Origin of the sequence: Chelativorans alearensis, assembly GCF_010993735.1 — a bacterium.
In the GTDB taxonomy this organism is placed as follows: Bacteria; Pseudomonadota; Alphaproteobacteria; order Rhizobiales; family Rhizobiaceae; genus Chelativorans; species Chelativorans alearense.
Map to the genome: position 1 here is coordinate 69,938 of NZ_WQNI01000017.1, position 20,934 is coordinate 90,871.

General features: G+C 62.8%; 19 protein-coding genes. 9 read left to right on the top strand and 10 right to left on the bottom strand.

Features of this window, described 5'->3' with window-relative positions:
- Positions 1-40: 40 nt before the first annotated feature.
- Complete coding sequence (locus GPJ75_RS23250; protein WP_163271852.1) at positions 41-784, top strand: GntR family transcriptional regulator; 744 nt, start codon at positions 41-43, stop codon at positions 782-784.
- Positions 785-786: 2 nt separating this feature from the next.
- On the opposite strand, the gene GPJ75_RS23255 is transcribed toward GPJ75_RS23250, so the two are convergent.
- A complete protein-coding gene (locus tag GPJ75_RS23255; RefSeq protein ID WP_163271854.1) occupies positions 787-1,671 on the bottom strand; it encodes a LysR family transcriptional regulator in 885 nt (294 codons plus the stop codon).
- A gap of 118 nt (positions 1,672-1,789) precedes the next feature.
- Between GPJ75_RS23255 and GPJ75_RS23260 the strand changes: the two genes are divergently transcribed.
- Genes GPJ75_RS23260 through GPJ75_RS23280 form a run of 5 tightly spaced genes read left to right on the top strand, consistent with a single transcriptional unit; the run spans position 1,790 to position 7,587 of the window.
- Positions 1,790-3,031, top strand: a complete 1,242-nt coding sequence (locus GPJ75_RS23260) for an FAD-dependent oxidoreductase (RefSeq protein ID WP_163271856.1) — start codon at positions 1,790-1,792, stop codon at positions 3,029-3,031.
- Between the two features lie 11 nt (positions 3,032-3,042).
- Positions 3,043-3,312 (top strand): sarcosine oxidase subunit delta, encoded by a 270-nt coding sequence (locus tag GPJ75_RS23265; protein WP_163271858.1) that lies wholly within the window; start codon positions 3,043-3,045, stop codon positions 3,310-3,312.
- Complete coding sequence (locus GPJ75_RS23270) at positions 3,309-6,194, top strand: 2Fe-2S iron-sulfur cluster-binding protein (protein ID WP_163271860.1); 2,886 nt, start codon at positions 3,309-3,311, stop codon at positions 6,192-6,194. The genes GPJ75_RS23265 and GPJ75_RS23270 overlap by 4 nt, the downstream gene beginning before the upstream one ends.
- Positions 6,195-6,797 (top strand): aminomethyltransferase family protein, encoded by a 603-nt coding sequence (locus GPJ75_RS23275; RefSeq protein ID WP_163271862.1) that lies wholly within the window; start codon positions 6,195-6,197, stop codon positions 6,795-6,797.
- Positions 6,798-6,816: 19 nt separating this feature from the next.
- The gene (locus GPJ75_RS23280; protein WP_163271864.1) at positions 6,817-7,587 is read left to right on the top strand and encodes an aspartate dehydrogenase domain-containing protein; all 771 of its coding nucleotides are present in this window, start codon (positions 6,817-6,819) and stop codon (positions 7,585-7,587) included.
- A 46-nt stretch (positions 7,588-7,633) separates the two neighbouring features.
- Here GPJ75_RS23280 and GPJ75_RS23285 read toward each other — a convergent pair whose 3' ends face one another.
- From GPJ75_RS23285 to GPJ75_RS23320, 8 genes are all read right to left on the bottom strand, one after another.
- The gene (locus tag GPJ75_RS23285; protein WP_163271866.1) at positions 7,634-8,398 is read right to left on the bottom strand and encodes an SDR family NAD(P)-dependent oxidoreductase; all 765 of its coding nucleotides are present in this window, start codon (positions 8,396-8,398) and stop codon (positions 7,634-7,636) included.
- Positions 8,399-8,450: 52 nt separating this feature from the next.
- Entirely contained in the window at positions 8,451-9,881 is a 1,431-nt protein-coding gene (locus tag GPJ75_RS23290) for an FAD-binding oxidoreductase (protein ID WP_163271868.1), read from the bottom strand.
- Positions 9,874-10,785, bottom strand: a complete 912-nt coding sequence (locus tag GPJ75_RS23295; RefSeq protein ID WP_163271870.1) for a dihydrodipicolinate synthase family protein — start codon at positions 10,783-10,785, stop codon at positions 9,874-9,876. Before GPJ75_RS23295 ends, GPJ75_RS23290 begins: the two co-directional genes overlap by 8 nt.
- Before the next feature lie 13 nt (positions 10,786-10,798).
- Positions 10,799-12,103 (bottom strand): TRAP transporter large permease, encoded by a 1,305-nt coding sequence (locus GPJ75_RS23300; RefSeq protein ID WP_163271872.1) that lies wholly within the window; start codon positions 12,101-12,103, stop codon positions 10,799-10,801.
- Positions 12,100-12,618 carry a TRAP transporter small permease gene (locus GPJ75_RS23305; protein WP_163271874.1) on the bottom strand — a complete coding sequence of 173 codons (519 nt, stop codon included), beginning with the start codon at positions 12,616-12,618 and terminating at the stop codon, positions 12,100-12,102. Before GPJ75_RS23305 ends, GPJ75_RS23300 begins: the two co-directional genes overlap by 4 nt.
- A gap of 72 nt (positions 12,619-12,690) precedes the next feature.
- Positions 12,691-13,740: a TRAP transporter substrate-binding protein gene (locus GPJ75_RS23310; RefSeq protein ID WP_163271876.1), complete on the bottom strand. Its 1,050-nt coding sequence runs from the start codon at positions 13,738-13,740 to the stop codon at positions 12,691-12,693.
- A gap of 245 nt (positions 13,741-13,985) precedes the next feature.
- Positions 13,986-14,870 (bottom strand): formyltetrahydrofolate deformylase, encoded by an 885-nt coding sequence (purU, locus tag GPJ75_RS23315; RefSeq protein ID WP_163271878.1) that lies wholly within the window; start codon positions 14,868-14,870, stop codon positions 13,986-13,988.
- 9 nt (positions 14,871-14,879) lie between these two features.
- Positions 14,880-16,100, bottom strand: coding sequence for a pyridoxal phosphate-dependent aminotransferase (locus tag GPJ75_RS23320; protein WP_246249228.1), 1,221 nt, complete (start codon positions 16,098-16,100; stop codon positions 14,880-14,882).
- A gap of 101 nt (positions 16,101-16,201) precedes the next feature.
- Between GPJ75_RS23320 and GPJ75_RS23325 the strand changes: the two genes are divergently transcribed.
- On the top strand, positions 16,202-17,074 hold the full coding sequence (locus GPJ75_RS23325; protein WP_163271880.1) for a LysR family transcriptional regulator: 873 nt from the start codon (positions 16,202-16,204) through the stop codon (positions 17,072-17,074).
- Positions 17,075-18,035: 961 nt separating this feature from the next.
- Positions 18,036-18,790, top strand: a protein-coding gene (locus GPJ75_RS23330) for an IS5 family transposase (protein WP_163271882.1) whose coding sequence is annotated in 2 segments (ribosomal slippage) — positions 18,036-18,369 and positions 18,369-18,790 — 756 coding nt in all. Because the reading frame shifts where the segments join, the coding sequence is not laid out codon by codon here.
- Positions 18,791-19,364: 574 nt separating this feature from the next.
- Here GPJ75_RS23330 and GPJ75_RS23335 read toward each other — a convergent pair.
- On the bottom strand, positions 19,365-19,607 hold the full coding sequence (locus GPJ75_RS23335) for a GSU2403 family nucleotidyltransferase fold protein (RefSeq protein ID WP_163271884.1): 243 nt from the start codon (positions 19,605-19,607) through the stop codon (positions 19,365-19,367).
- A gap of 255 nt (positions 19,608-19,862) precedes the next feature.
- Here GPJ75_RS23335 and GPJ75_RS23340 point away from each other — a divergent pair, with 255 nt between their 5' ends.
- Positions 19,863-20,774 carry a helix-turn-helix domain-containing protein gene (locus GPJ75_RS23340; RefSeq protein WP_163271886.1) on the top strand — a complete coding sequence of 304 codons (912 nt, stop codon included), beginning with the start codon at positions 19,863-19,865 and terminating at the stop codon, positions 20,772-20,774.
- The last annotated feature ends 160 nt before the right edge of the window (positions 20,775-20,934 follow it).

Consider the following 20,934-nt stretch of genomic DNA (forward strand, 5'->3'; position numbering starts at 1 on the left):
GCGTGACGGGAGCACGGCAGTGAAAGAGCGCAGATTCGGCATGGTCGACAAGCGGGTACGTGACGGAAGCAAGGTCTATGAGAGGATTCGAGAGGCCATCCTCCGGCTCGAATTGCGCCCCGGCTCGATCATCGACGAGGCGACGCTCTGCAAGGCGATGGAGGTGTCGCGGACGCCCGTGCGCGAGGCGATCATCCAGCTCATTGCCGACGACCTGGTGATCCGCGATGGACGCAGCGTGCGGGTGGCTCCGCTTGATTTCGACGAGATTCCACGGCTGGGCGAGGCACTGCTGGTCTCGAGCCGGATGATCCACCGGCTCGCGGCATCCAACTGCACCGCCGCCGAATTCATGAAAATCGAAAAGGCGATGAAGGCTTTCGAAAACGGTATCGAACTGGGAGACGGCATGGCACGCTCCGAACTCAACCTGGCGTTCCATCTCGCGATCTCCGAGGCCGCGCACAACCGATATTTCCAGCGCTTCTACGAACACGCGCTGATCGGCAATTTCCGCCTTGCCCGGGCGGCCTTTTCGCAGCACGAGGGGCGCATCCCCGGCAAGCCGCTGGACAAGGACACCGAGGCACATCTTCAGGAAACCTGTCGCCAGCACCGAGAAATGGTAGAGGTGATCCGCAACGGCGATCAGGACCGTTCCGAGGCGCTGGCAATCGAGCATGAAGCGCTGTCGCGCGGGCGACTTCAAAGGCTGCTCTTCTCTGCACCGACCAAACGGGCGTCGGAGGTGCCGAAGCTGACTGCGGGGACCGACGCTGGCTGAGATCAGCCAGCGGCAAAACTCTGTGTAAGCCAGGCGTGGAACTTGCGCGCCGATGGCGTTACCGGGCGTTGCGTATTGAAGGCGGCTACATGGACCAGGGAGGTCCCGGCCCCTTGTCCCGCCGGAGCCGACAGGCGGCCCGCAGCTATCATCGGGTCGGCATGGGTCGAGAACGCCACGGTCAACCCGCCGGAGCCGGCGATGACTTCGAGTGCTGTTGTGGTGTTGTCGACCTTGACCGGCGCGCGCTGTGGCGCCAGTTGCACCGCCATCGCCTTGGCCCAGCGTTCCCAGAGTTGGTGCTTGCCCTGGATATAGACCAGCCGTCGCCTGTTTACCCAGTCTGACAGGCTTTCGCCGGGAGCGGGCAAGGATTCACGCGGAGGGGCGACTAGCACCATACGCTCGCGGCCCAGAGGCGTCATGTCGGGCGTCAGCTGCACCCGATCCACCATGGCGATGCTCAGATCCGCGAGGTCGACGTTCGGATCGGTCCAGATCGTGCTGTTCAGCCGCACCTCGATCTCGGGGTGGCGGGCCTGGAAATCGCTCAGATTGCGCGCCAGCCAGATCGATGCGAAGGAAACCGGCGCGGACACGGTGACCGTGCGCTGCGCCCGAGCCCCTACCAGCCCTTGCGTCGCCGCTTCGAGTACGTCCAGTGCTTCGGCTACGCCGGGGCGGTAGGCCTGACCTACTTCACTCAGTTCGAGTCCGTTGCGGCGCCGGTGAAACAGCGGCCGTCCGAGATGCTGCTCGAGCGCACGAACCCGCTGACTAATCGCCGATTGGGTGCAGTTCAGCTCTTCGGCGGCGCGGCTGAAGCTGAGATGCCGGGCGGCGGCCTCGAAGGCCTGAAGATAAGTGAGGTGAGGCAAAGTTCGCATAATATTCCTCGATCTCTTTTTGAGGTCATTACGAAAACGAGGTCTGGGGGTAAAGTTCCATTTCTTGCAGGCAGGCGCCAGTCCCGGTGAGTTTGCGGTACGCAAACGAGGTCTGCGAATGCCACTTGAACTACTGAAATACGGGCTGCGGCGGGAACATCGATCCTTCCGGGACATCCCGCCCACGCCGGATCTGCGCCGGTCCTACGATGTCGTGATCATCGGCGGCGGGGGGCATGGGCTTGCGGCGGCCTATTACCTGTCGAACTATCACGGCATTCACAACGTCGCGGTGCTGGACAAAGGCTATCTCGCGGGAGGCAACACCGCACGGAACACCACTACGGTGCGCTCGAACTACCTGACCCCGCCGTCCATCGCCTTCTACAAGGAAGGCGTGCAGCTTTTCGAAGACCTGTCCCAGGAACTGGGCTTCAACATCATGTTTTCGCAGCGCGGGCAGCTCACCCTTGCGCATTCCGACGGTGCGATGCGCAGCTTCCGGCTGCGCGCCGAGATGGGCAAGCACATGGGCACCCGAATCGAGGTCGTCGATGCGAAGACAGTGCGCGAGATATGTCCGCATGTGAACCTGGACGAGGGTGGTGCACATGAGGTGCTTGGCGGGCTCTGGCACGAGGACGGCGGCACGGCGCGCCATGACGCGGTGGCCTGGGGCTATGCCAAGCGCGCGGCCGAGAAAGGCGTCGAGATCCATCAGCGCACCGAGGTGACAGGTATGGCGGTCCGCGGCGCCCGCGTGACCGAGGTGCATACGAACCGCGGCACCATCATCGCGGGGCAGGTGCTCCAAGCAGCAGGCGGTCTCAACGGACGCATCGGTGAGATGGCAGGCATTCCGCTGCCCATCCGCTGTTTCCCGTTGCAGGCTATGGTGACCCAGCCGCTGAAGCCGTTTCTCGACATCCTGCTGTCGTCGTCGAACCTGCATACCTACCTCGTGCAGTCCTCGCGCGGGGAGGTGGTGATCGGCGGCGGCACCGACCCCTATCAGCTTGCCTCGACCCGATCGAGCCTGCCGCAGAAGGAGGCGCTGGCCACTGGGGCGCTGCAACTCATCCCTTGCCTGCACAACGTCAAGATCATGCGCCAATGGGCAGGGATCACCGATATCACGCCGGATTTCAGCCCGATCATGGGCGCGACGCCGCTTGACAACTACTGGCTTGACGCGGGCTGGGGCACCTGGGGCTTCAAGGCGACGGCGGTCGCCGGCAAGCGCATGGCCGAAACCATCGCCACGGGCTGCGTTCCCGAGATCCTGCGGCCCTTCACGCTGGAGCGCTTCGAGCGCTTCGAGTTGTTGAACGAAATGGGCGCAACGGCGGCCGGACACTGAGGAGCGAAGTCATGAAAGTGATGACCTGCCCGGTGAACGGGCCCCGAAACATCGCGGAATTCCAATGGCTCGGTCCGGTCCGCGACGATGAGGCGCCCGAAGGGCGCGCGCTGGTGGAGCATCTGTTCTTTGCGCCGAACCCGATGGGCGTGCTGCGCGAATGGTGGCAGCATACGCCGTCCAATACGGTTTTCATCGCCGAACGCCATCTGAATACGGACGAGATCCTCCGCACCTACCTCAAGGGCGCAGGGACCACAAAGGCATCGTGTGCTGAATGACTGAGAGACTTGGCGGCGGCTGGGGAAGCCGCATCGACCGGAGCCAGCGCATCAGCTTCACATTCGAGGGGCGCCGGATTGAAGCGCACCCCGGCGACACAATCGCCAGCGCGCTTGCAGCAAAAGGCGAATGGATTCTGTCGCGCTCCTTCAAGTATCACCGCCCGCGGGGCATTCTGACCATGGCCGGGCAGGATGCGAACACGCTGGTCCAGATCGGCGACGAACCGAACGTGCGCGCGGATATCCGTGCCGTGTCGGACGGTATGGCGGTCATGCCGGTCAATCTGCGTGGCACGCTCCTGCGCGACCGGGGCCGCGTCATCGACCATCTGGGCCGCTTTCTGCCCGTGGGCTTTTACTACCGAACGTTTTTTTCGCCAGGCAAAGGCGCGTGGCTGAAATTCTGGGAACCGATCATCCGGAACTCGGCGGGGCTTGGCACGGTCAGCCTCGCGCCCGCACCGCAGCGATATGTGAAGGAGACGCGCCATTGTGATGTGATGGTCGTGGGTGCTGGACCGGCGGGCCTTTCGGCGGCGCTGGCGGCGGCACGCGCGGGCGCGCAAGTGATGTTAGTCGAGCGCGAGCCAGAGCTGGGCGGCGCGCTGACCTATGCGCGCTTTGCCGAGGATCATGCCGAGGCTGAAGGCATCCTTGCGGACCTGCGTGCACAGATTGACGCCGAGCCGGGTATCGAGGTTCTTTGCGACGCGGTCTGCAACGGCCGGTTCGATGACAATTGGATACCGATCGTCCGGGGCGACCGGTTCATCCGTGTCCGTGCCGCCGAGCTTGTGCTCGCCACTGGCGCGCATGAGCAGCCCTTGGTGTTCCGCAACAATGACCTGCCCGGCGTCATGGTATCCTCCGCCGTGCAGCGGCTTATGCGACACTACGGTGTGCGTCCCGGAGAGCGGGCGGTGGTCTATGCCGGACACCGTGACGGTTATCTCGCCGCCTTCGACCTGCAGGACGCAGGCGTCGAGGTTGCCGCCATCATCGATCCCGAAACGGAGGACCGCGACGGTTTCGATTTGGATCTGGCGCGGCGTGGCCTGACCGTACTTCGCGGGGCCTCCATCATGGAGGCCAGGGGTACAAGGCGCGGACTGCACCTGAAGGCGGTCGATATCCGCCTGAGTTCCGACCGCTTGCGGACCGAGGCGTGCGACCTGCTGGTTGTTGCGGGGGGCTATACTCCCGGCTATCAGCTTGCGCTGCAGGCCGGGGCGCGCCTGTCGTCTGATGCCAGTGGCACCACATTCGCCATCACCGGGCTGCCCGCACATGTTCATATTGCTGGGGCCGCCGATGGGCTTTCGAACCTGATCCGCGTGCTGCGCAGCGGCGAAATCGCCGGGCAGCGGGCCGCCGCCGGGCTGGGGCTGACCCGGCTGCCCGCCGAGACCATCGCCCCCGAAAAAGGCTGGCGCCGCGCTCCGCAGGTGAACTACCACCCCAAGGGTCGCGATTTCGTGGATTTCGACGAGGACCTGCAGGCCAAAGACATCAAGAACGCGGTGGCCGACGGCTACAGCGAACTGGAACTGGTCAAGCGCTATTCCACGGTGGGCATGGGTCCTTCGCAAGGGCGGCACTCGGCGCTGGCCACGGCGCGGATCGTCGCCGGGCAGACCGGCCGGACCCTGGCCGATGTAGGCATAACCACCTCGCGCCCGCCCTTTGGGCCGGAAAAGCTGGGTCTGCTGGCCGACACCACACCCCAACGGTACCGCCACACCGCCCTACAGGGTGAACACCTTGCCGCGGGCGCGCAGATGCAGCCCGTGGGCACATGGTGGCGGCCCTTTCTCTATCGCGGCGGCGAGAGCTTCCGCGACGGCGTCACCCGCGAGATCCGCATAGTGCGCGAGGCGGCTGGGATCCTCGACGTCTCGACCCTGGGCAAGCTGGAATTGCGCGGGCCGTCGGCTGCGGCGTTCCTCGACCGCTTCTACACCATGGCCCACGCGAAACAGCCCGTGGGACGGGTGCGCTATTGCCTGTCGCTGACCGAGTTGGGCTCGGTCATGGATGATGGCGTGGCCTTCCGCATGGCCGAGGACCACTTCTATGTGACCTCGACCACCGGCGCAGTGGACCGGGTCTTTGCCGAGATGATGCTGCAAAAGACCATCTGGGGAATGGATCTGGACATCCAGAACGTTACTCCGGCCTTTGCGGCTATCAATCTCACCGGGCCGAATGCCCGGAAGGTGCTGGAACGGTTGAGCAGCGATATCGATTTTTCGCGCGAGGGCTTCGCTTTCCTCCATGGGCGTGTAGGCACGCTTGCGGGCCTGCCCGTGCGGGTAATGCGGATCGGCTTCACCGGCGAGCTCAGTTACGAGGTGCACTTGCCGCAGTCGCGCGCCGTTGCGCTCTGGCGGGCGTTGCTGGAGGCGGGCGAAGAGCTGGGTCTGCGCCCCTATGGGCTCGAGGCCTCGCGAATCCTGCGGCTCGAAAAGGGGCATATCATCATCGGGCAGGACACCGACGCCCTGACCACGCCGGACGAGCTCGGCATGGGTTGGGCGCTGTCCAAGAAGAAGCCTTTCTACATCGGCAAGCCCGCCGTCGAGATGCGGCGCAGCCTCGGTGACAAGAGGCGGCTCTGCGGCTTCACATTACCGGACGATCTGGTGACGGATGTCGGCGAATCCGCTCTTGTTCTGCGTGACGGCCATCCGGTGGGGCAAGTCACCTCGTTCGGACATTCGCCTTCGCTCGATCGTTGGATCGGTCTGGCCTATGCGGCACCGGAAGATGCGGTGCCGGGCGCTACGCTGCGCATCCGATCCTTCACCGGTCGCGAAGTCGAAGCGCCGGTGGTCCCGCTTCCCTTCTACGACCCGGACAACACACGCCAGGAGCTTTGAATGACCGCTCAGCTTGCCAGTCACCGCCACTGGCCGCTCAACCGGCTGCCCGCACTGACAGGCGCCCTAGAGCCGGGCGCCGACATGGTGTTCGACCTCTCGCCCCTGCCGCGTTTCGGACTACGCGGCTCGGGTACAGCCGCATGGCTGAAGGCGCAGGGTGTCACGCTGCCCGACATCGTGAACAAAGTTGCTGAGAGCGATCGCCTGCGCATCGCGCGACTGGGCCAAGATGAGGCGCTGGTGCTGCCTGCAAGTCCGAGCGACGGCGCAGCTTTGAAGTCCCTGCGCGACGCGTGGGAGGCGGCTGAAGGAGTGAAGGGGTACGATGCCTATCGCGACGAGGGCTGGTGCTGGCTGCGTCTGACCGGCCGGGGCACGCGAGACGCGCTGCCATTGCTCACTGCAGCGGATACGCGCGAACGTGCCTTTCCGGTGGGGAGCGTGCTACAGACGCGTGCTATGCATCTCGATGCCGTGCTCCTGTGCGGGAGCGATGCTACGCAGGTGGACATGTTCTTCGACGTGGCTTCGTCGGATTATGCGGCGGCGTTCCTCGCCGACGTGCTGCCCCGCCACCGCCTTGTCCGCGCCGCGGAATAACGATGAGGGGATGACATTGATGACAGGCATCACAAGGGTCGGCGTGATCGGTACCGGCGCCATCGGGCAGGCGATCCTCGAAGAGTTGCGCTCCAGACCGGATGTCGAGATCGCCTTCGTGCTGGTGCGCGACGCCGGCAAGCGCGGCGATCAAGGATTGGCCGCCGGAATCCTGATCAGCGACGAGAAAGAGGCCTTACGGCGTCCGGTCGACCTGGTGATCGAAGCTGCCATGCCCGAGATCGTGGCGCGGCTGGCCCCGGTGGCGCTGGCTGGCGCGGATTTCTGCGCCTTCAGCAGCACCGCACTTGCGGATCGTGCGAACGAAGACGCCGTTCTGGCGGCTGCGCATGCGAGCGGGAGACGGTTCTACGTGCCGCATGGGGCCGTGCTCGGGCTCGACGGGATCGGGGACGGGCGCGGGCTCATCGAAAGCGTGACGATCACTACGACCAAGAGCGGCAAGAGCCTGGGGGTCGATCCGGATGCCGAAGGGGTTGTCTACGAGGGGTCCGCGCGCGGGGCCTGCCATCGTTTCCCCCGCAACGTGAACGTGCATGCGGCGGTGTCGCTGGCGGGTCTCGGCTTCGATGAAACCGTGAGCCGGATCGTAGCGGTGCCGGGGCAGGCTGAGATGATTCACCAAATCGAAGTGACCGGCCCGGGGCTGAACTGGGATCTGCAAATTTCGTCGCGATCGCTGGGCGGGGTGACGGGAGCCTACACGCCGCACTCGGCCGTAGGGTCGGTCCGGCGCATCCTCGGAGGCGAGGGGATCAGCGTGATCTGAAATCCGCCGCCTTACGGAACATTAGGCCCCGGCACTGCCAGACGGGTTACTCCTCGCGCAGGACCACCCCCGAGGCCATGAAACCGCCATCCACGTTCAGGATGTGCCCGTTGATGTAGGCGGCCTCGTCGCTGGCAAGGAACTGGATGGCCGAGGCGACTTCCTCCGGTTTCGCATAGCGCTTCGCAGGGATCTGGTCCTCCCAGATGGCGCGGTCCTTGGGGCCGTGCACCTGAAGGACCATGGGCGTATCCACCGGCACCGGCGCCACCGCGTTGGCGGTAATGCCCTTGTCCCCCAACTCGTTGGCGAGCAGGCGGGTCAGCATATCGACGCCGCCCTTGGTGCAGGAATAGGCTCCGCGCCCGGTGTTGGCGATCTGGCCGTTGACCGAGCTCACGGTGATGATGCGGCCTTTGCCCTTGGCCTTCATCTGGCGCCCGGCGATCTGGCAGCAGTGGAAGGTGCCGGTGAGGTTCACGTCGAGAATCTTCGTCCAGGTCTCGGGGTCGAAATCGAGGATCCGGCCGGTCTTTACGATGGCGGCGGAAGTCACGAGGATATCCGTCCCGCCGGCCTCGGCGATCTTCGCGAAGGCGGCGTCAAGTGCCGCACGATCGGTCACGTCCACCTGTATGGGGGTCACGTCCCCCAGCGACGACAAGCGCCCGATAGCCGCATCGAGCGACTCCTGCGACCAGTCCATAATGTAAACCTTGGCGCCGGTGCGGGCAAAGCCTGCCGCGGCCGCCTCGCCGATACCGCCGGCACCGCCGGTGATGACCGCGATCTTGCCCGTAAAGTCGTACATGTTTTCTCTCTTCGTTTCAGGTCGAGGCCGCGCCGAGGCACGGTCCATACATTCAGCCAAGCAGCACGCCCGGCGACATGATGCCTGTCGGGTCGATCGCCTGCTTGATCGCGCGCATCAGCGCGATTTCGGCCGGGGGCTGGCGCAGCACCAATTCCTCGACGAGCTTGCGCCCGATGCCATGCTCGGCACTGAAAGACCCGCCCAGATCGGCGACGATGTCGTGGATGCGTTCGAACATGCGGTTCGTGAGTTCCTCCAGGTCATCGATCTTCGGCAGATCCTCCTTGAGGATCATGACGATGAGATGAGAATTGCCGTCACCCAGGTGGCAGACCGTCAGCGGTATCGCGAGGGGGACCATCTCGAGTGCGGCCGGGATGGCGCGTTCAATAAACTCGGGCACCGACTTCACCCGCAGCGCGGGGTCGAAGACGATGCCGTGGCCTGCCTTTTTGTTGGCTTCCGAGAAGGAGTGCCGCCATTTCCACAGATCCTCGCTTTCGCGCAGATTCTGGCAGACAACGGCATCGGTGATCGTCCCGTTCTCGAAAAGCTCGGCCAGACATTCCTGCAGGCCTTCGCGCAATGCTTCCTCTCCGCCGGTGTCGCCCAGTTCGATCAGCACCATCCAGTCGGGCACGTCAGTCGTCGGAAAGCGTAGGCCCGGCACGTGTTTCAATGTCAGCGAAACTTCAGTTCCGGAGACGAGTTCGCAGGCCGTCAGCCGCGTATCAAAGCGGTCGCGGACGGCGCGGAAGACCTCGGTCGCCTGCGCAGGCGAGGAGATGGCAACCAGCGCGTCGGCCCTTGCGGTCATCTTCGTGTGCAGCTTAAGGGCCGCGGCCGTTACGATGCCGAGTGTTCCCTCGCCGCCGATGAAGAGATGCTTCCAGTCGAAGCCACGGTTGTCCTTTCGCAGCCCGTTGAGCCGCGAGATTACCGAGCCATCCGGAAGCACGACCTCGAGCCCGGCCACGAGGTCGCGCATCGGCCCGTAGCGCACGGCGGACACGCCGCCTGAGTTGGTCGACAGCAGCCCGCCGATCTGGGCTGTGCCTTCCGATCCCAGGTGCATCGGGAAAATACGGTCGTGTTTTTCGGCGATCTCGTGCAGATTGGCCAGCACAAGACCGGCCTCGACGACCGCCAGGTTGCTGACCGGATCGATCTCGCGCACGGCATTGAGGCGCCGGGTTGACAGGAGGATGTCTCCTCCGACCTTGCCGGGCACCGAGCCGCCACACAAGCTGGTGTTTCCCCCTTGGACATAGAGAGGAAGGGCGTGCCGGGAACAGTAGGACACGACCTTCGACACCTCCTCGGTACTGGCAGGCATCACGACGCACTCCGCCGTGCCCGTGGACCGGGCGCGCCAGTCCGTCAGGTAACCCGCCATGTCATCGCCGGTCAGGATGCCCTTGGGCCCGACAATCTCCCGCAGAGCGCTGACCGTCCTGTCCGGCGCCAGTGTCTTAGGCATACTCTTTGACGCCCCATTCGACGTTGAATTTCTCGACCAGCGCCGTCACTGCGTCGACCGTGGCCTTGCTCGGCGGTTGCAGCGGCAGACGACCCTCGCCGCAGTCGATGCCGATGAGCTTCATGCCGACTTTCAGTGGCACCGGGTTCGGTTCCATGAAGGCGGTGTCGATCATCGGCCGGGCCAGCTCCATATGCTTGACCAGCTCCGCGATTTGTCCGGTTTTGCCCAACTGGAGCGCATGGTTCCAAAAGCGCGGGAAGAGATTTGCCGCCGCAAGCACCGCGCCGCGAGCGCCCAGCGACGCTTGATAGGTCATGAGCCCTTCCTGACCGCCCAGCAGGCAGAAATTCTCGTTCGTGAGTTCCGCAAGATGCGCGCAGCGGGTCAGATCGGTGTCCGAGAACTTCATGCCGATGATCACGCCCTCCTCGGCGAGCTTGGCCATATGATCGACGCCGATCCTGACGCCGGTGCGACCGGGGATCTCGTAGAAGACGATGGGCATGTCGATCTCGTCGCGGAAGCGGCGAACGTAGTCGGCCATGCCTTGGTCGTGGCCGGTGGCGTAGAAGGGCAGAATCAGCATGACCGCATCGGCACCGGCGGCCTTTGCGTCTTTCGCCACGAGCATGTTGTCCGCATAACCCGGTGACAACAGCCCGGCAATGACCGGGCCGCGACCCTTGGCTGCTTCGACCGAGATCTCGACCACGCGTCGTCGCTCTTCGTTCGACAGCATGGTGTATTCGCCGGTGCCGCCGATGGGCAGGATTCCCTTGGCGCCACCCGCGAAGACGTGGTCGACGATGCGGGGGATCATGCCGTAGTTGACGTCGCCCGATGCCGTGAAGGGTGTGATGGTAGCAGGCAGCATACCCGCAATGTCTTGTGCGGTGGTCATCGGATGCGTTTCCTCAGTTGATGAAGCCGAAAAGGCGGGGAAGGGTGAGAGAGATCGCTGGCACATAGGTGACCAGCATCAGCACGATGAGTGATGCGGCGAGCATCGGCAGACTTGCCTTTATGATGCGCCCCAGTGGTACGCCGCTGACGGCGGATCCCAGATAAAGGGCCATGCCATAGGGCGGTGTCAGCAGGCCGATCATGATGTTCATCGTCATGATTACGCCGAAGTGGACCGGCTCGACGCCGAGAGCGGCGAGAATGGGGGTGAAAAGCGGCGCAAAGAGCAGCATCTGCACTGAGTCTGAGATCCACAGCCCGTTGATCAACAAGAAAAGATTGATCGCCAGTAGAATGATCCAGGGGGCGAGGTCCTGTCCGACGATGAAGCTTTCAAGGATGTCGGGAAGGCGTTCGTTGGCCATAATCCAGCTGATGATCGTGGCGAAGCCGACGATGAGGTAGATCGAGGCTGTCACCCGCGCCGAGCGATCGAGGATCGCCCAGAGTTCTTTGAGCGACAGGTTGCGGTAGGCGAAGACGCCCACCAGCAGCGCGTAGGCCACGGCCACCGCTGCGGCCTCGGTTGCGGTGAAGACGCCGGAGACGATGCCGCCGATGATGATTACCGGCATGAAAAGCGACCAGAATGCATCCACTATGATGCGGAACGCCCTCGCAGCAGTCAGATCGCGGATGGGATTGGCCGGGAAGTTTCTGACACGCGCCATGATGAAGACCACGACCATCAGCCCCAGACCCAGCAGGACGCCGGGCACCGCTCCTGCGAGGAATAGGGCCGCTACGGAGGTATTGGTGAGGCTGGAGAACATGATGAGCGGGATCGAGGGCGGGATTATCGGCCCCTGGATCGCTGAACTGACGGTCAGCGCGGTCGAGAAGTCGCGGTCGTAGCCGTCCTTCTTCATCATCTCGATCTCGACGGGCCCCAGTGCCGCGATGTCGGCCATGGCCGATCCCGAGACGCCGCCGAAGAGCATCGATCCGACCACGTTCACATAGGCAAGTCCGCCGCGCAGCCGCCCGACCAGCAGGCGCGAGAAGCCCAGCAGCCGTTCAGTCATGTTGGTGGCCGACATGATCTCGCCGGCGATGACGAAGAGCGGGATCGACAGCCAGATGAAGACGTCCATGCCGGTGAAGAACTTGTGCACGACGACCGAAAGCATCGAGCTCATGTTCGGTTCGACGAAGAAATAAGAAATGGCGGCGACACCGATGGCGAAGATAACAGGGCTCCCGAGCAGCAGGAGCAGGAGCAGGATACCCACGATGAGGAGGAGAGAGAGGCTCATTCGGCAGTCTCCTGGAGTTCGACGATGTGGGGGGTGATCTCGGCTCCAGTAAGGAATTCCCGAATGGTCACGGCGACGAGCTGAAACACGACCAGGGCGCAGCCAACGGGGATCGAGAGATAGGGCCAGAACCAGGAAATCTGCAGCGCGGCGGTGGTGCGGCGCCATGCGAAATCGGCCTGCAGCCATCCATGATAGGTCATCAGCGAAAACATCGCGATCATGACGACGCGAAACAACGCGTTGCGCCAGACCAGCAGCTTCGCGGGCCAGAGCTTGTCGAGGAAGTCGACGCGAACGAGCTCGTTGTACCGGACAAGTTGCGACGCGGTCAGCATCACGATCCAGATCATCAGGTAGCGAGAGGCTTCTTCGGGCCAGGGCAGCGAGTAATTAAAGCCGAAGCGCAGGGTCACCTGAGTTACCAAAAACAGCACAACGGCGATCAGCAGGATTCGCGCGGTCGTTGACGCTAACCACCCGACGAAGTCTGCGAATTTCAAGATCAGCGTCATGTGCGATCCTCCGCTGGGGCCCGTCCTGCCCCGATGGACGAGGCAGGACAGCGATTGCTACAACAGTGGGGATCAGTTGGACGCGTTCTTGGTACGGACTTCTGCGATGGCCGCGTCGAGCTTGTCGAACCATTTCTGGTCGACCGTTTCCGCCAGAAGCTCACGCACCGGGTCGCGCGTCGCGTCGACAAACTGCTGGAATTCCTCCGGCGTTGGCTGGTATATCTCGACGCCGGCATCGGCGATCTTCTTGAGATCCTGCGATTCCTTCGCCTTCACGATGCCGAGGAAGGCGAGCTTCGCTTCACGTACGGCAGAGTTCAGGACGGCTTTGTCGGCGTCGGAGAGGCTTTGGTAGAAGTCCTCGTTCACCGCGATCAGCGCCACGTTCAGCAGGTGCTTGTCGAGTGTGTAATACTTCTGGACCTCCTGCAGGTTGGCAAGCAGCAGCACATAGGGCGCGTTTTCCTGACCGTCGGCAACGCCGGTCTGAAGCGCGTTGTAAAGCTCCGCCCAGGCGATGGGGGTAGCCGAGGCGCCAAGGGATTCCACGATCTTCAGGTGGATCGGTATCGGCTGCACGCGGATCTTCTGGCCGACCATGTCGGCAGGCGAATGGATCGGCGCCTTGGAACTGGAAAAGTTGCGGAATGCGGAGGGCAGGTAGGCCAGGATGCGGACACCCGATTCCTTGGCAGCGGCATCGGCCAGCTCCTGTCCGAAGGGGCCGTCGAGCACGGCGCGCGCCTCGTCGGTGCTGTTGAAGGTATAGGGCATGTCGAGAATCTGGATCGACGGGAAGAAGCTCGCGAGCTGACCGCTGGCAATGCTGGTAGCCATCTGGATCACTCCGCGCGCGGTTTGCTCGGTGATCGATTCGGTGTCACCCATCTGCTTGTTGGGGAAGACCTGAAGCGTATAGCGTCCGTTCGTGCCGGTCTCGAGTTCGGAACCCAGGACCTGCGTCAGCGCCCAATAGGGATTTTCCAGCAGGTTGCCCTCGGCCTCGGCATGGGCCAGCTTTATGGTCTCCTGCGCCTGGGCGGCGGACGGGCCAAGCGCCAAGGCAGCCGTCATGGCGACAGCGCAGAGACCGTGGCGCGTCTTGCTCAAGATGTTCATGTGCACTCTCCTCTGGTTCGACGTTTGCACAGGGTCAGCCCGGCAAACCTGGGTCGGCGTTTCGCCTTGTCATTCTTGCTCCGGCCGGGCCTGCCCGCCCGGAGATCGTGGTCTTCCAGATGTGTATCCAATTAGGATACTTAACGTTGGTCAAGGATTTTTTTGCGATTACCCGGTCGCCTGCTCGTGTTTGCCGGAGATGGCGCGATTTGCAGCGTCACCGCCCTTCGGCATCGCTGCCGCCTTTAACCCATGCGCTCGGACGCATAGCTTCCTGGGCTCGCGGGGAAGACCACAGTCTTGGTGCCGTTCAGAAAAGCGCGTCTGTGGATATGCGCATGAACCGTGCGGGCAAGCACCTGACACTCCACATCCCGACCGAGGCTGATGTAGTCGTCAGCGCTCTGGGCATGGGTCACGCGCACGGTGTCCTGTTCGATGATCGGCCCTTCATCCAGGTCGGCGGTGACGTAATGCGAAGTTGCCCCGATCAGCTTCACCCCCCGTTCGAATGCTTGCTTGTAGGGGTTCGCGCCCTTGAAAGAGGGCAAGAAGGAATGGTGGATGTTGATGATCCGCCCTGACATCTTCCGGCACATCTCGTCCGACAGGACCTGCATGTAGCGCGCCAGCACGATGAGCTCCGCGCCGGTTTCCTCGACCAACAGCATGATCTGCGCTTCTGCCTGCGGCTTGTTCTCCTTCGAGACCCGAATGCAGTGGAAGGGGATGTCGTGGTTCACCACGACTTTCTGATAATCCATGTGGTTAGAGATGACGGCGACGATCTCGATGGGGAGCGCGCCGATGCGCCAGCGGTAGAGAAGGTCGTTCAGGCAGTGCCCGAAACGGCTGACCATGACGATCACCTTCATCTTTTCGGACGAGTCGTGGAACGCGTAGTCCATCCCGAACGGGTTCGCGACCTCGGCAAAGCCCTTGCGAAGATCGTCGATCCTCGCCCCGGTCTCGCTGCAGAAACCGATACGCATGAAGAAGTTGCCGGTCTCCAAGTCGTCAAATTGGGCGCTGTCGGTGATGTTGCAGCCCTGTTCGGAAAGATATCCGGCGATGGCGGCGACGATGCCCCGGGTCGAGCGGCAGCGGACGGTGAGATATTGATCGGACATGGTCACCGCTCAGGCACGGTATCGTTCGACAAGCGCCGCGAGGCGCTCGACCGCGGAAACCGAGGCTGCGTGATCCTGCGAAAAATTCAGCCGGACACTGCGGGCGGTGTGCGGGCTGAACTCGGTTCCCGGCGTCACAGTCACGCCGGCCTGTTCGCGCAACGCCTTGACCAAATTAGCGGGCGGGATAGTCAACTCAGGCAGCCGGGGGAAGAGGTAGCTGCCCGCGCCGGGCTGGCGGACGGTGCAACCCCCGATGCTACGGAACAGTGCGACAAGTTCGTCGCGGATCGCCTGATGTGCGGCGATGCGGGCGTCTAGCCACCCCTCGGGCTCGTTGAACCACGTCTTCAGAGCCGCCTGCGAATAGCCCGCCGCGCGTAGCGATACGATAGCCTGGAGCTTTTCCATCCGCTCGATCACGGCGGGTGCGCCGAAGGCAACACCAAGGCGGTAGCCACTGAGCGATTCCGTCTTGGACGGCCCCATGATCGTCACGACGTTGTCTGCCGGAATGGCCGGTTGGGCCCGCAGGTGGGTGTAGGTGCTGCCCTCGTAGCGCAGCCGCGAATAGAGCTGGTCGACGATGATCGTCGCGCCAAAACGCGTCGCGAGGTCGGCGATGTCGGCGATTTCACGCGGGGAATAGACCACGCCGCAGGGGTTGTTGGGGTTCGAGAACAGGAACACCCGGGCGCCCGCGCGGAAGGCCTTCTCCAGCTGGTTGAGGTCCAAGCCCGCGCCTGTCTCGGTCTCTGCATAATTCATCTGGACGGGCAGCATCTCGCCCTCGAGGAACTCTACCAGCTTGCGATTGGCGAAGTAGTCGGGCTGCACGATCGCCACCTTGTCGCCCGCGGCCACGGTTGCCGCTACGGCAAGGAACAGCGCGCCCTGCGTGCCGGGCGTGACGATCAGATCCTCGGCGGCGTCGACCGGCGCGCCGGTGAATTCGGCCAGCCGCTCGGCCAGCGGTTCGCGGATGGCCGCGGCGCCGCGATACTCGGTATAGGCCTGAACGCCGCCGGCTTGGACACCCGCGGCAAAAGCCTCGAAGGCGCCCGGCGTCGGTTCATGCGCGTCGACGTCGCCATGTGAGAAATCCACGGGCCGCCCGGGAAGCGGGTCGCCGATCATCCAGTCGCTCCTCGATGCGCGCAGCCGCACCTCCTGTCCGGGGGCGTTGTCGGTCGCCAGTCTCTCAAATTTCCTCTGCACATTCATGATCATATCTTCCAGCCTGTGATGCGGATTGGCAGGGACGCTAGGGGTGCGATGACAGATAAGTAAAACTGGTGTTTGTAATTTCAGATGATAGATATTCTATCTTTATGGACACACGCTTTCTGGAAACCTTTATTACCGTTGCCGAATGCGGCTCGATCGCCGAGGCCGCGCGGCGGTTGAACGTCACACCGGCGGCGCTGGCGCAGCGATTGCGGGTGCTCGAGGACGATCTTGGCCACGCGCTGGTCGAGCGGGCAGGGCGTACGGTTCAGCCCACCGAGGAGGGGCGCGCAATTCTCGCCAGCGCTCGTGTCCTGGTGCAGAATGCACGGGACCTTCGGGCCATCGCCGCGCGGGGCGTGCCCGCTGGGCAGCTTCGGCTGGGAGCAACGGCGACGGCGATGACCGGCATCCTGCCTGGAGCCATCGCCGGATTGAGCGCGCGCTACCCGGAGGTCGAATATCATGTGCGTCCCGGTTCCTCGATCGACCTTTACCAGGCGCTGGTCGATGGCGAGCTTGATGCGGCCTTGCTGGTCAAACCGAAATTCGCGCTGCCCAAGACACTGGACTGGCGGAAGATCCGCGACGAGCCACTGGTCCTGCTGGTGCCCGAGGGCACCGACGTGACGGAACTGCCCCGGATCTTCGCTGAGCACCGTTTCATCCGCTACGACCGAAACCAGTGGGGTGGGCAGATCGTCGACGCCTATCTGCGCGAGAACGGTTTTACGGTGCGCGAGTGGCTGGAGCTCGACGCGCTCGACGTGATCGCTGCAATGGTGGAACGGGGGCTGGGCATCTCGGTCGTGCCGGACTGGGGGCTGCCCTGGCCCGACGTGCCACGGCTCCGGAAGCACCTGCTGAAAAATGGGGAGATCCGCCAGACAGGGGTGCTCTGGCGGCGCACGGGCGCGCGGCTGCCCGCGGTCCGGGCCTTTGTCGAGGCCTGCGCTGCGGCGGTCGGTGGCGACTGACGTGCGGGGTCAGTCCGCCGAAGGTAGCCGCCATGCGGACAGCGTGCCAATCGCCGCTACCAGCTTACGCGCACCGGTGTTCTGACGATGAAATCCAACACTCGGCCCTTACAGCACGTCTTTTGAAGGTTGTGTGCGTCAAGTTCTGCAAAAGGAGCGGCCATGATGCTGGTTAGGCGGCGGCTTTGAGCATGAGCTTTTTGAGCTCCTTGAGATCGTCCATGTTGATGTAGCGATTTGGCTCGAGCTTACGGTGATGATCTTCGGATTCGCGTTCTGAGTGCTGCTGCAACGGCCGCTTCGACACGTTCTGTGGTGATACGGTTTGGCGTCGGCGTTTCGACGGCCATTGTCTGGATCAGATGGGCGCGTGATAACGGGGAACGCTCGGCTCGGCGTCAGGGCAAGCCTTCGTTGTTGCCATGACTGGTGCAATGCCGCCGGTGTGGTCGGTCTCACGCCGGCGGAAGTCGACCGCATGGCGTGGGCTTTTGACCACGAGGACCTGAACGCGGCACTCGTGCTTATCGGCTCTCGCTCTCCGAATAACGCGCCAGGCGCACCATGACGATCATGATCTGATCCGTCATTACCAGCATGATGCGGCGATTTGATTCGCGCATGCATCGATCACAGGGGGCAGGTTGAGCGCCAGGCGGATACTATCGGGGACGAGGCGAGAGCGCGGATCGAAACTAGTTGGCTGCGCACAGCAATGTAGTGCTGTCAGTCCTCGCGCAATATCGGCGCGATGACGCGGTGGCAGCATGGCATGAGCCGCGCGAATACCTCAGCGTCCAGCTCGATGATCCAAGTTTGCCGGAACCAACCTAGGCGGCGCTGTTTGAGGAGGAGGATGCGGCATTCCTGGTGTGGAATAGAAGGAGGGGTGAGAGCTAGGCTCAGGACCTATTAATTCCCTTAGAGATGTGATTCACGGTCTCCGTTGAAGGAGACCGTGATGGGTGATTTGTTTCTGCTGAGCGAGCGCCAGATGGCGCGGATATCGCCGCATTTTCCGCTGTCGCATGGCGTTCCGCGGGTCGATGACCGACGGGTGGTGAGCGGGATCGTCTACGTGATCAGGAACGGTCTGCAATGGAAGGATGCGCCAGCGGGCTATGGCCCGCACAAGACGCTCTACAACCGCTTCATCCGTTGGAGCAGGATGGGTGTGTTCGACCGCATCTTCGCCGGACTTGCCGGCGAAGGGCCGAAGCCCGAGCGCATCATGATCGACGCCACCCATCTGAAGGCCCACCGCACCGCGGCGAGCCTGCTCAAAAAGGGGATGTTCCCCGTCGTATCGGGCGAACAAAAGGCGGGCTGAACTCGAAGCTCCACACCGTTTGCGACGGTGAAGGACGGCCGATCATCCTGCTCCTGTCTGAAGGCCAGATGAGCGACCACAAGGGCGCCCGTCTCGTCCTCGACGCCTTGCCGCCAGCCACTCATCTGATCGCCGATCGCGGCTACGACAGTGCCTGGTTCCGCGAGCAACTCGCAGCCAGGGGCATCGAGCCGTGCATCCCGTCAAGCCGAAGCCGAAAAGTCCCATATGCCTACGACACAACGCTCTACCGCCACCGCCACAAGGTCGAAAACCTGTTCGCCAAGCTCAAGGACTGGAGGCGTATCGCAACCCGCTATGACCGATGCGCCCACACCTTCTTCTCGGCCATCTGCATCGCAGCCGCCGTCATCTTCTGGCTCTGATCAATGAGTCCTGACCCTAGCTGCTAGGCCGAACCTTGATCGTTAAAAACCGTCGGAAGTTGCGAGTAACTTCAGACGGTTTGTTATATTTCGCGGAACTCTGAACCAGTTCTGCTCTGTCCGGATGGCGATAGGAGAAGATCGCCAACGAGGGATGCGCGCTCTAATCGGGAACTGTGGGGGGTAGATGCCAACCCCTGACTTCCGCAAAATACTCTAATATTAGATCGACACAAAACACCCGGATAACCTAAGAGTCGCCCGGCACTAAAACCTACGAGCCGTGCGACGCGATAACCGAACGGCGGCACCGGTCTGATGGCGCCTGGTGCGCGCATCAATCCAGCCATCGTGGCAGCGCCGGCAGGGAAAAACAAGTGCTGCGGGCCATCCTTGTCCAGGACAGCCAACTCAATATCCGCGAAAAAGGCGCGGTGGTGATAGCGTTCCACATGATGGTAAATCCTGGTCGAACGACGCCCTGTACACCTTGATCGGCATCAAGGTCGTATCAGCGATGCAGTGGACCGCGAATTGGTCCGCCGATGAGGACCGCTGATAATCCGCGAGCTCGCTACGGCACTTGTAAAGAGCGCGCTTCGCTCGCTGCTCCCTTCAGTGCTTCTGAGAATGTCTCGAGCACGGGAGGCAGGCTGCCCTCCACGGAGGAGGACACCGAATAGTGCTGGGCGACGTCGGCACCGGCCGTTTGGATAGGCGCGCCAGGAAGCCTCGCGCCACAATATCCGGCGTATGTCTGGAAAGCTACCGTGCCGACGAGAACGCCGCGAAGACAAAAGATTCCTGCGTCGCTCATGGCTTCGACGATGCCGCCGGTGCATCGGCCGGGCACCGTCAGATGGTATCGTACCTGCAGAATCTGACGATATTTGCGATCATCGTGATTCTACGAGCTTGCCCTCTTTCCATTACGCAGCGGCACCCGTAAATTGGAGCGGGCGGTAATGGAGGCTTGAGAAAAGGGCATCTTAGGCGGCGATGTGAATTCCTAGGGGGCTCTGCGCAACCCCGGGGTTCGGTCGTTCGGCAATACGGCTGAGGCAAGGCGGGTATGCAAGACGGGGGCGAGGTCCTGGAACGCGGCGGTTCCGGGGCGGATTGGCGACGGGCCAATCGGCACATCTTCAATGGAATTCCGAAAAGCGCGGGACCGCGCGTGATCACCCTCCGGGGCGGCGCGTTTCACTCCGTTTGTCCGCCGGGATCGTACACATTCAAGGCGCGGGAGCATTTCGTGGGGGTGATGCTGGCGCCTTCGCCCGGAATAAGGGTGTCGCTCGGCGGCGACAAGGTCCACGAATACGACGCCGATGCTGGGATGATTGCGATTAGCCCCGCGAATGTGGAAAGCCACGTGACCTGGTCGTCCACTAAGGAGGGTGTAATCGTGGCGCTCACGCCCGAAAGCCTGCTCGAGCTGGCCGCCCAGGAACTCGATGCGGATAGTGCCGAGCTTCAGCCGCCGCCCTTCGGGACCGTCGATCCCCAGGCGCTGCAATACGCGCAGTTGCTGAAGGCGGAACTGACGCAGCGGGAAATCCCGAACGAGCTCTACGTTGACGCTTTGGTCACGATGTTCGGCGTGCATATCCTTCGCAATTACGCGGGGGTGCAAAAGTTGCCGCCGGCTCCGAAGGGCGGCCTGTCGAACCGCAGCGCCCGGAAGCTAAGGGAGTTCTTAAGCGTAAATTTTGCCAACAAAGTCTCGGTGGCCGAGCTTGCTGCCATCGCCGGCCTTTCGCCCCGCCACTTCATCCAGGTGTTCACGAAGAGCTTCGGCGAGCCACCGCACAAGTATCTCCTCCGACTGCGTCTCGATTTCGCCGAAAACCTCCTCGTCGAAAGTGATCTATCGATCGCGGAAATCGCACATCTGAGCGGGTTCTCAGACCAGAGCCACCTGACGAACATCATGTCGAAATACCGGAACAGGACCCCAAAACAGGTGAGGCTGCAACGGTGATAGGGTGGACTTTTTGGCGGCCTGAGCGTGTGTGGTAAATCGGCCACATGGCCGTCTTGCGGTCCGAGACCGGATTTTCCTCCAAAGATTCAGCAGTTTCCCCAAATACCTGCCGCCGCAAATATGCACACGCTTAACATTGGATAACATTCGAGTGCGC

Coding starts and splice junctions, on each gene's coding strand:
- GPJ75_RS23295 (WP_163271870.1), bottom strand. CDS start 10,785: ATGACCACCGCACAAGACATTGCGGGTATGCTGCCTGCTACCATCACA.
- GPJ75_RS23255 (WP_163271854.1), bottom strand. CDS start 1,671: ATGCGAACTTTGCCTCACCTCACTTATCTTCAGGCCTTCGAGGCCGCC.
- GPJ75_RS23275 (WP_163271862.1), top strand. CDS start 6,195: ATGACCGCTCAGCTTGCCAGTCACCGCCACTGGCCGCTCAACCGGCTG.
- GPJ75_RS23300 (WP_163271872.1), bottom strand. CDS start 12,103: ATGAGCCTCTCTCTCCTCCTCATCGTGGGTATCCTGCTCCTGCTCCTG.
- purU (WP_163271878.1), bottom strand. CDS start 14,870: ATGTCCGATCAATATCTCACCGTCCGCTGCCGCTCGACCCGGGGCATC.
- GPJ75_RS23325 (WP_163271880.1), top strand. CDS start 16,202: ATGGACACACGCTTTCTGGAAACCTTTATTACCGTTGCCGAATGCGGC.
- GPJ75_RS23270 (WP_163271860.1), top strand. CDS start 3,309: ATGACTGAGAGACTTGGCGGCGGCTGGGGAAGCCGCATCGACCGGAGC.
- GPJ75_RS23305 (WP_163271874.1), bottom strand. CDS start 12,618: ATGACGCTGATCTTGAAATTCGCAGACTTCGTCGGGTGGTTAGCGTCA.
- GPJ75_RS23260 (WP_163271856.1), top strand. CDS start 1,790: ATGCCACTTGAACTACTGAAATACGGGCTGCGGCGGGAACATCGATCC.
- GPJ75_RS23265 (WP_163271858.1), top strand. CDS start 3,043: ATGAAAGTGATGACCTGCCCGGTGAACGGGCCCCGAAACATCGCGGAA.
- GPJ75_RS23250 (WP_163271852.1), top strand. CDS start 41: ATGGTCGACAAGCGGGTACGTGACGGAAGCAAGGTCTATGAGAGGATT.
- GPJ75_RS23320 (WP_246249228.1), bottom strand. CDS start 16,100: ATGATCATGAATGTGCAGAGGAAATTTGAGAGACTGGCGACCGACAAC.
- GPJ75_RS23340 (WP_163271886.1), top strand. CDS start 19,863: ATGCAAGACGGGGGCGAGGTCCTGGAACGCGGCGGTTCCGGGGCGGAT.
- GPJ75_RS23335 (WP_163271884.1), bottom strand. CDS start 19,607: ATGAGCGACGCAGGAATCTTTTGTCTTCGCGGCGTTCTCGTCGGCACG.
- GPJ75_RS23280 (WP_163271864.1), top strand. CDS start 6,817: ATGACAGGCATCACAAGGGTCGGCGTGATCGGTACCGGCGCCATCGGG.
- GPJ75_RS23285 (WP_163271866.1), bottom strand. CDS start 8,398: ATGTACGACTTTACGGGCAAGATCGCGGTCATCACCGGCGGTGCCGGC.
- GPJ75_RS23310 (WP_163271876.1), bottom strand. CDS start 13,740: ATGAACATCTTGAGCAAGACGCGCCACGGTCTCTGCGCTGTCGCCATG.
- GPJ75_RS23290 (WP_163271868.1), bottom strand. CDS start 9,881: ATGCCTAAGACACTGGCGCCGGACAGGACGGTCAGCGCTCTGCGGGAG.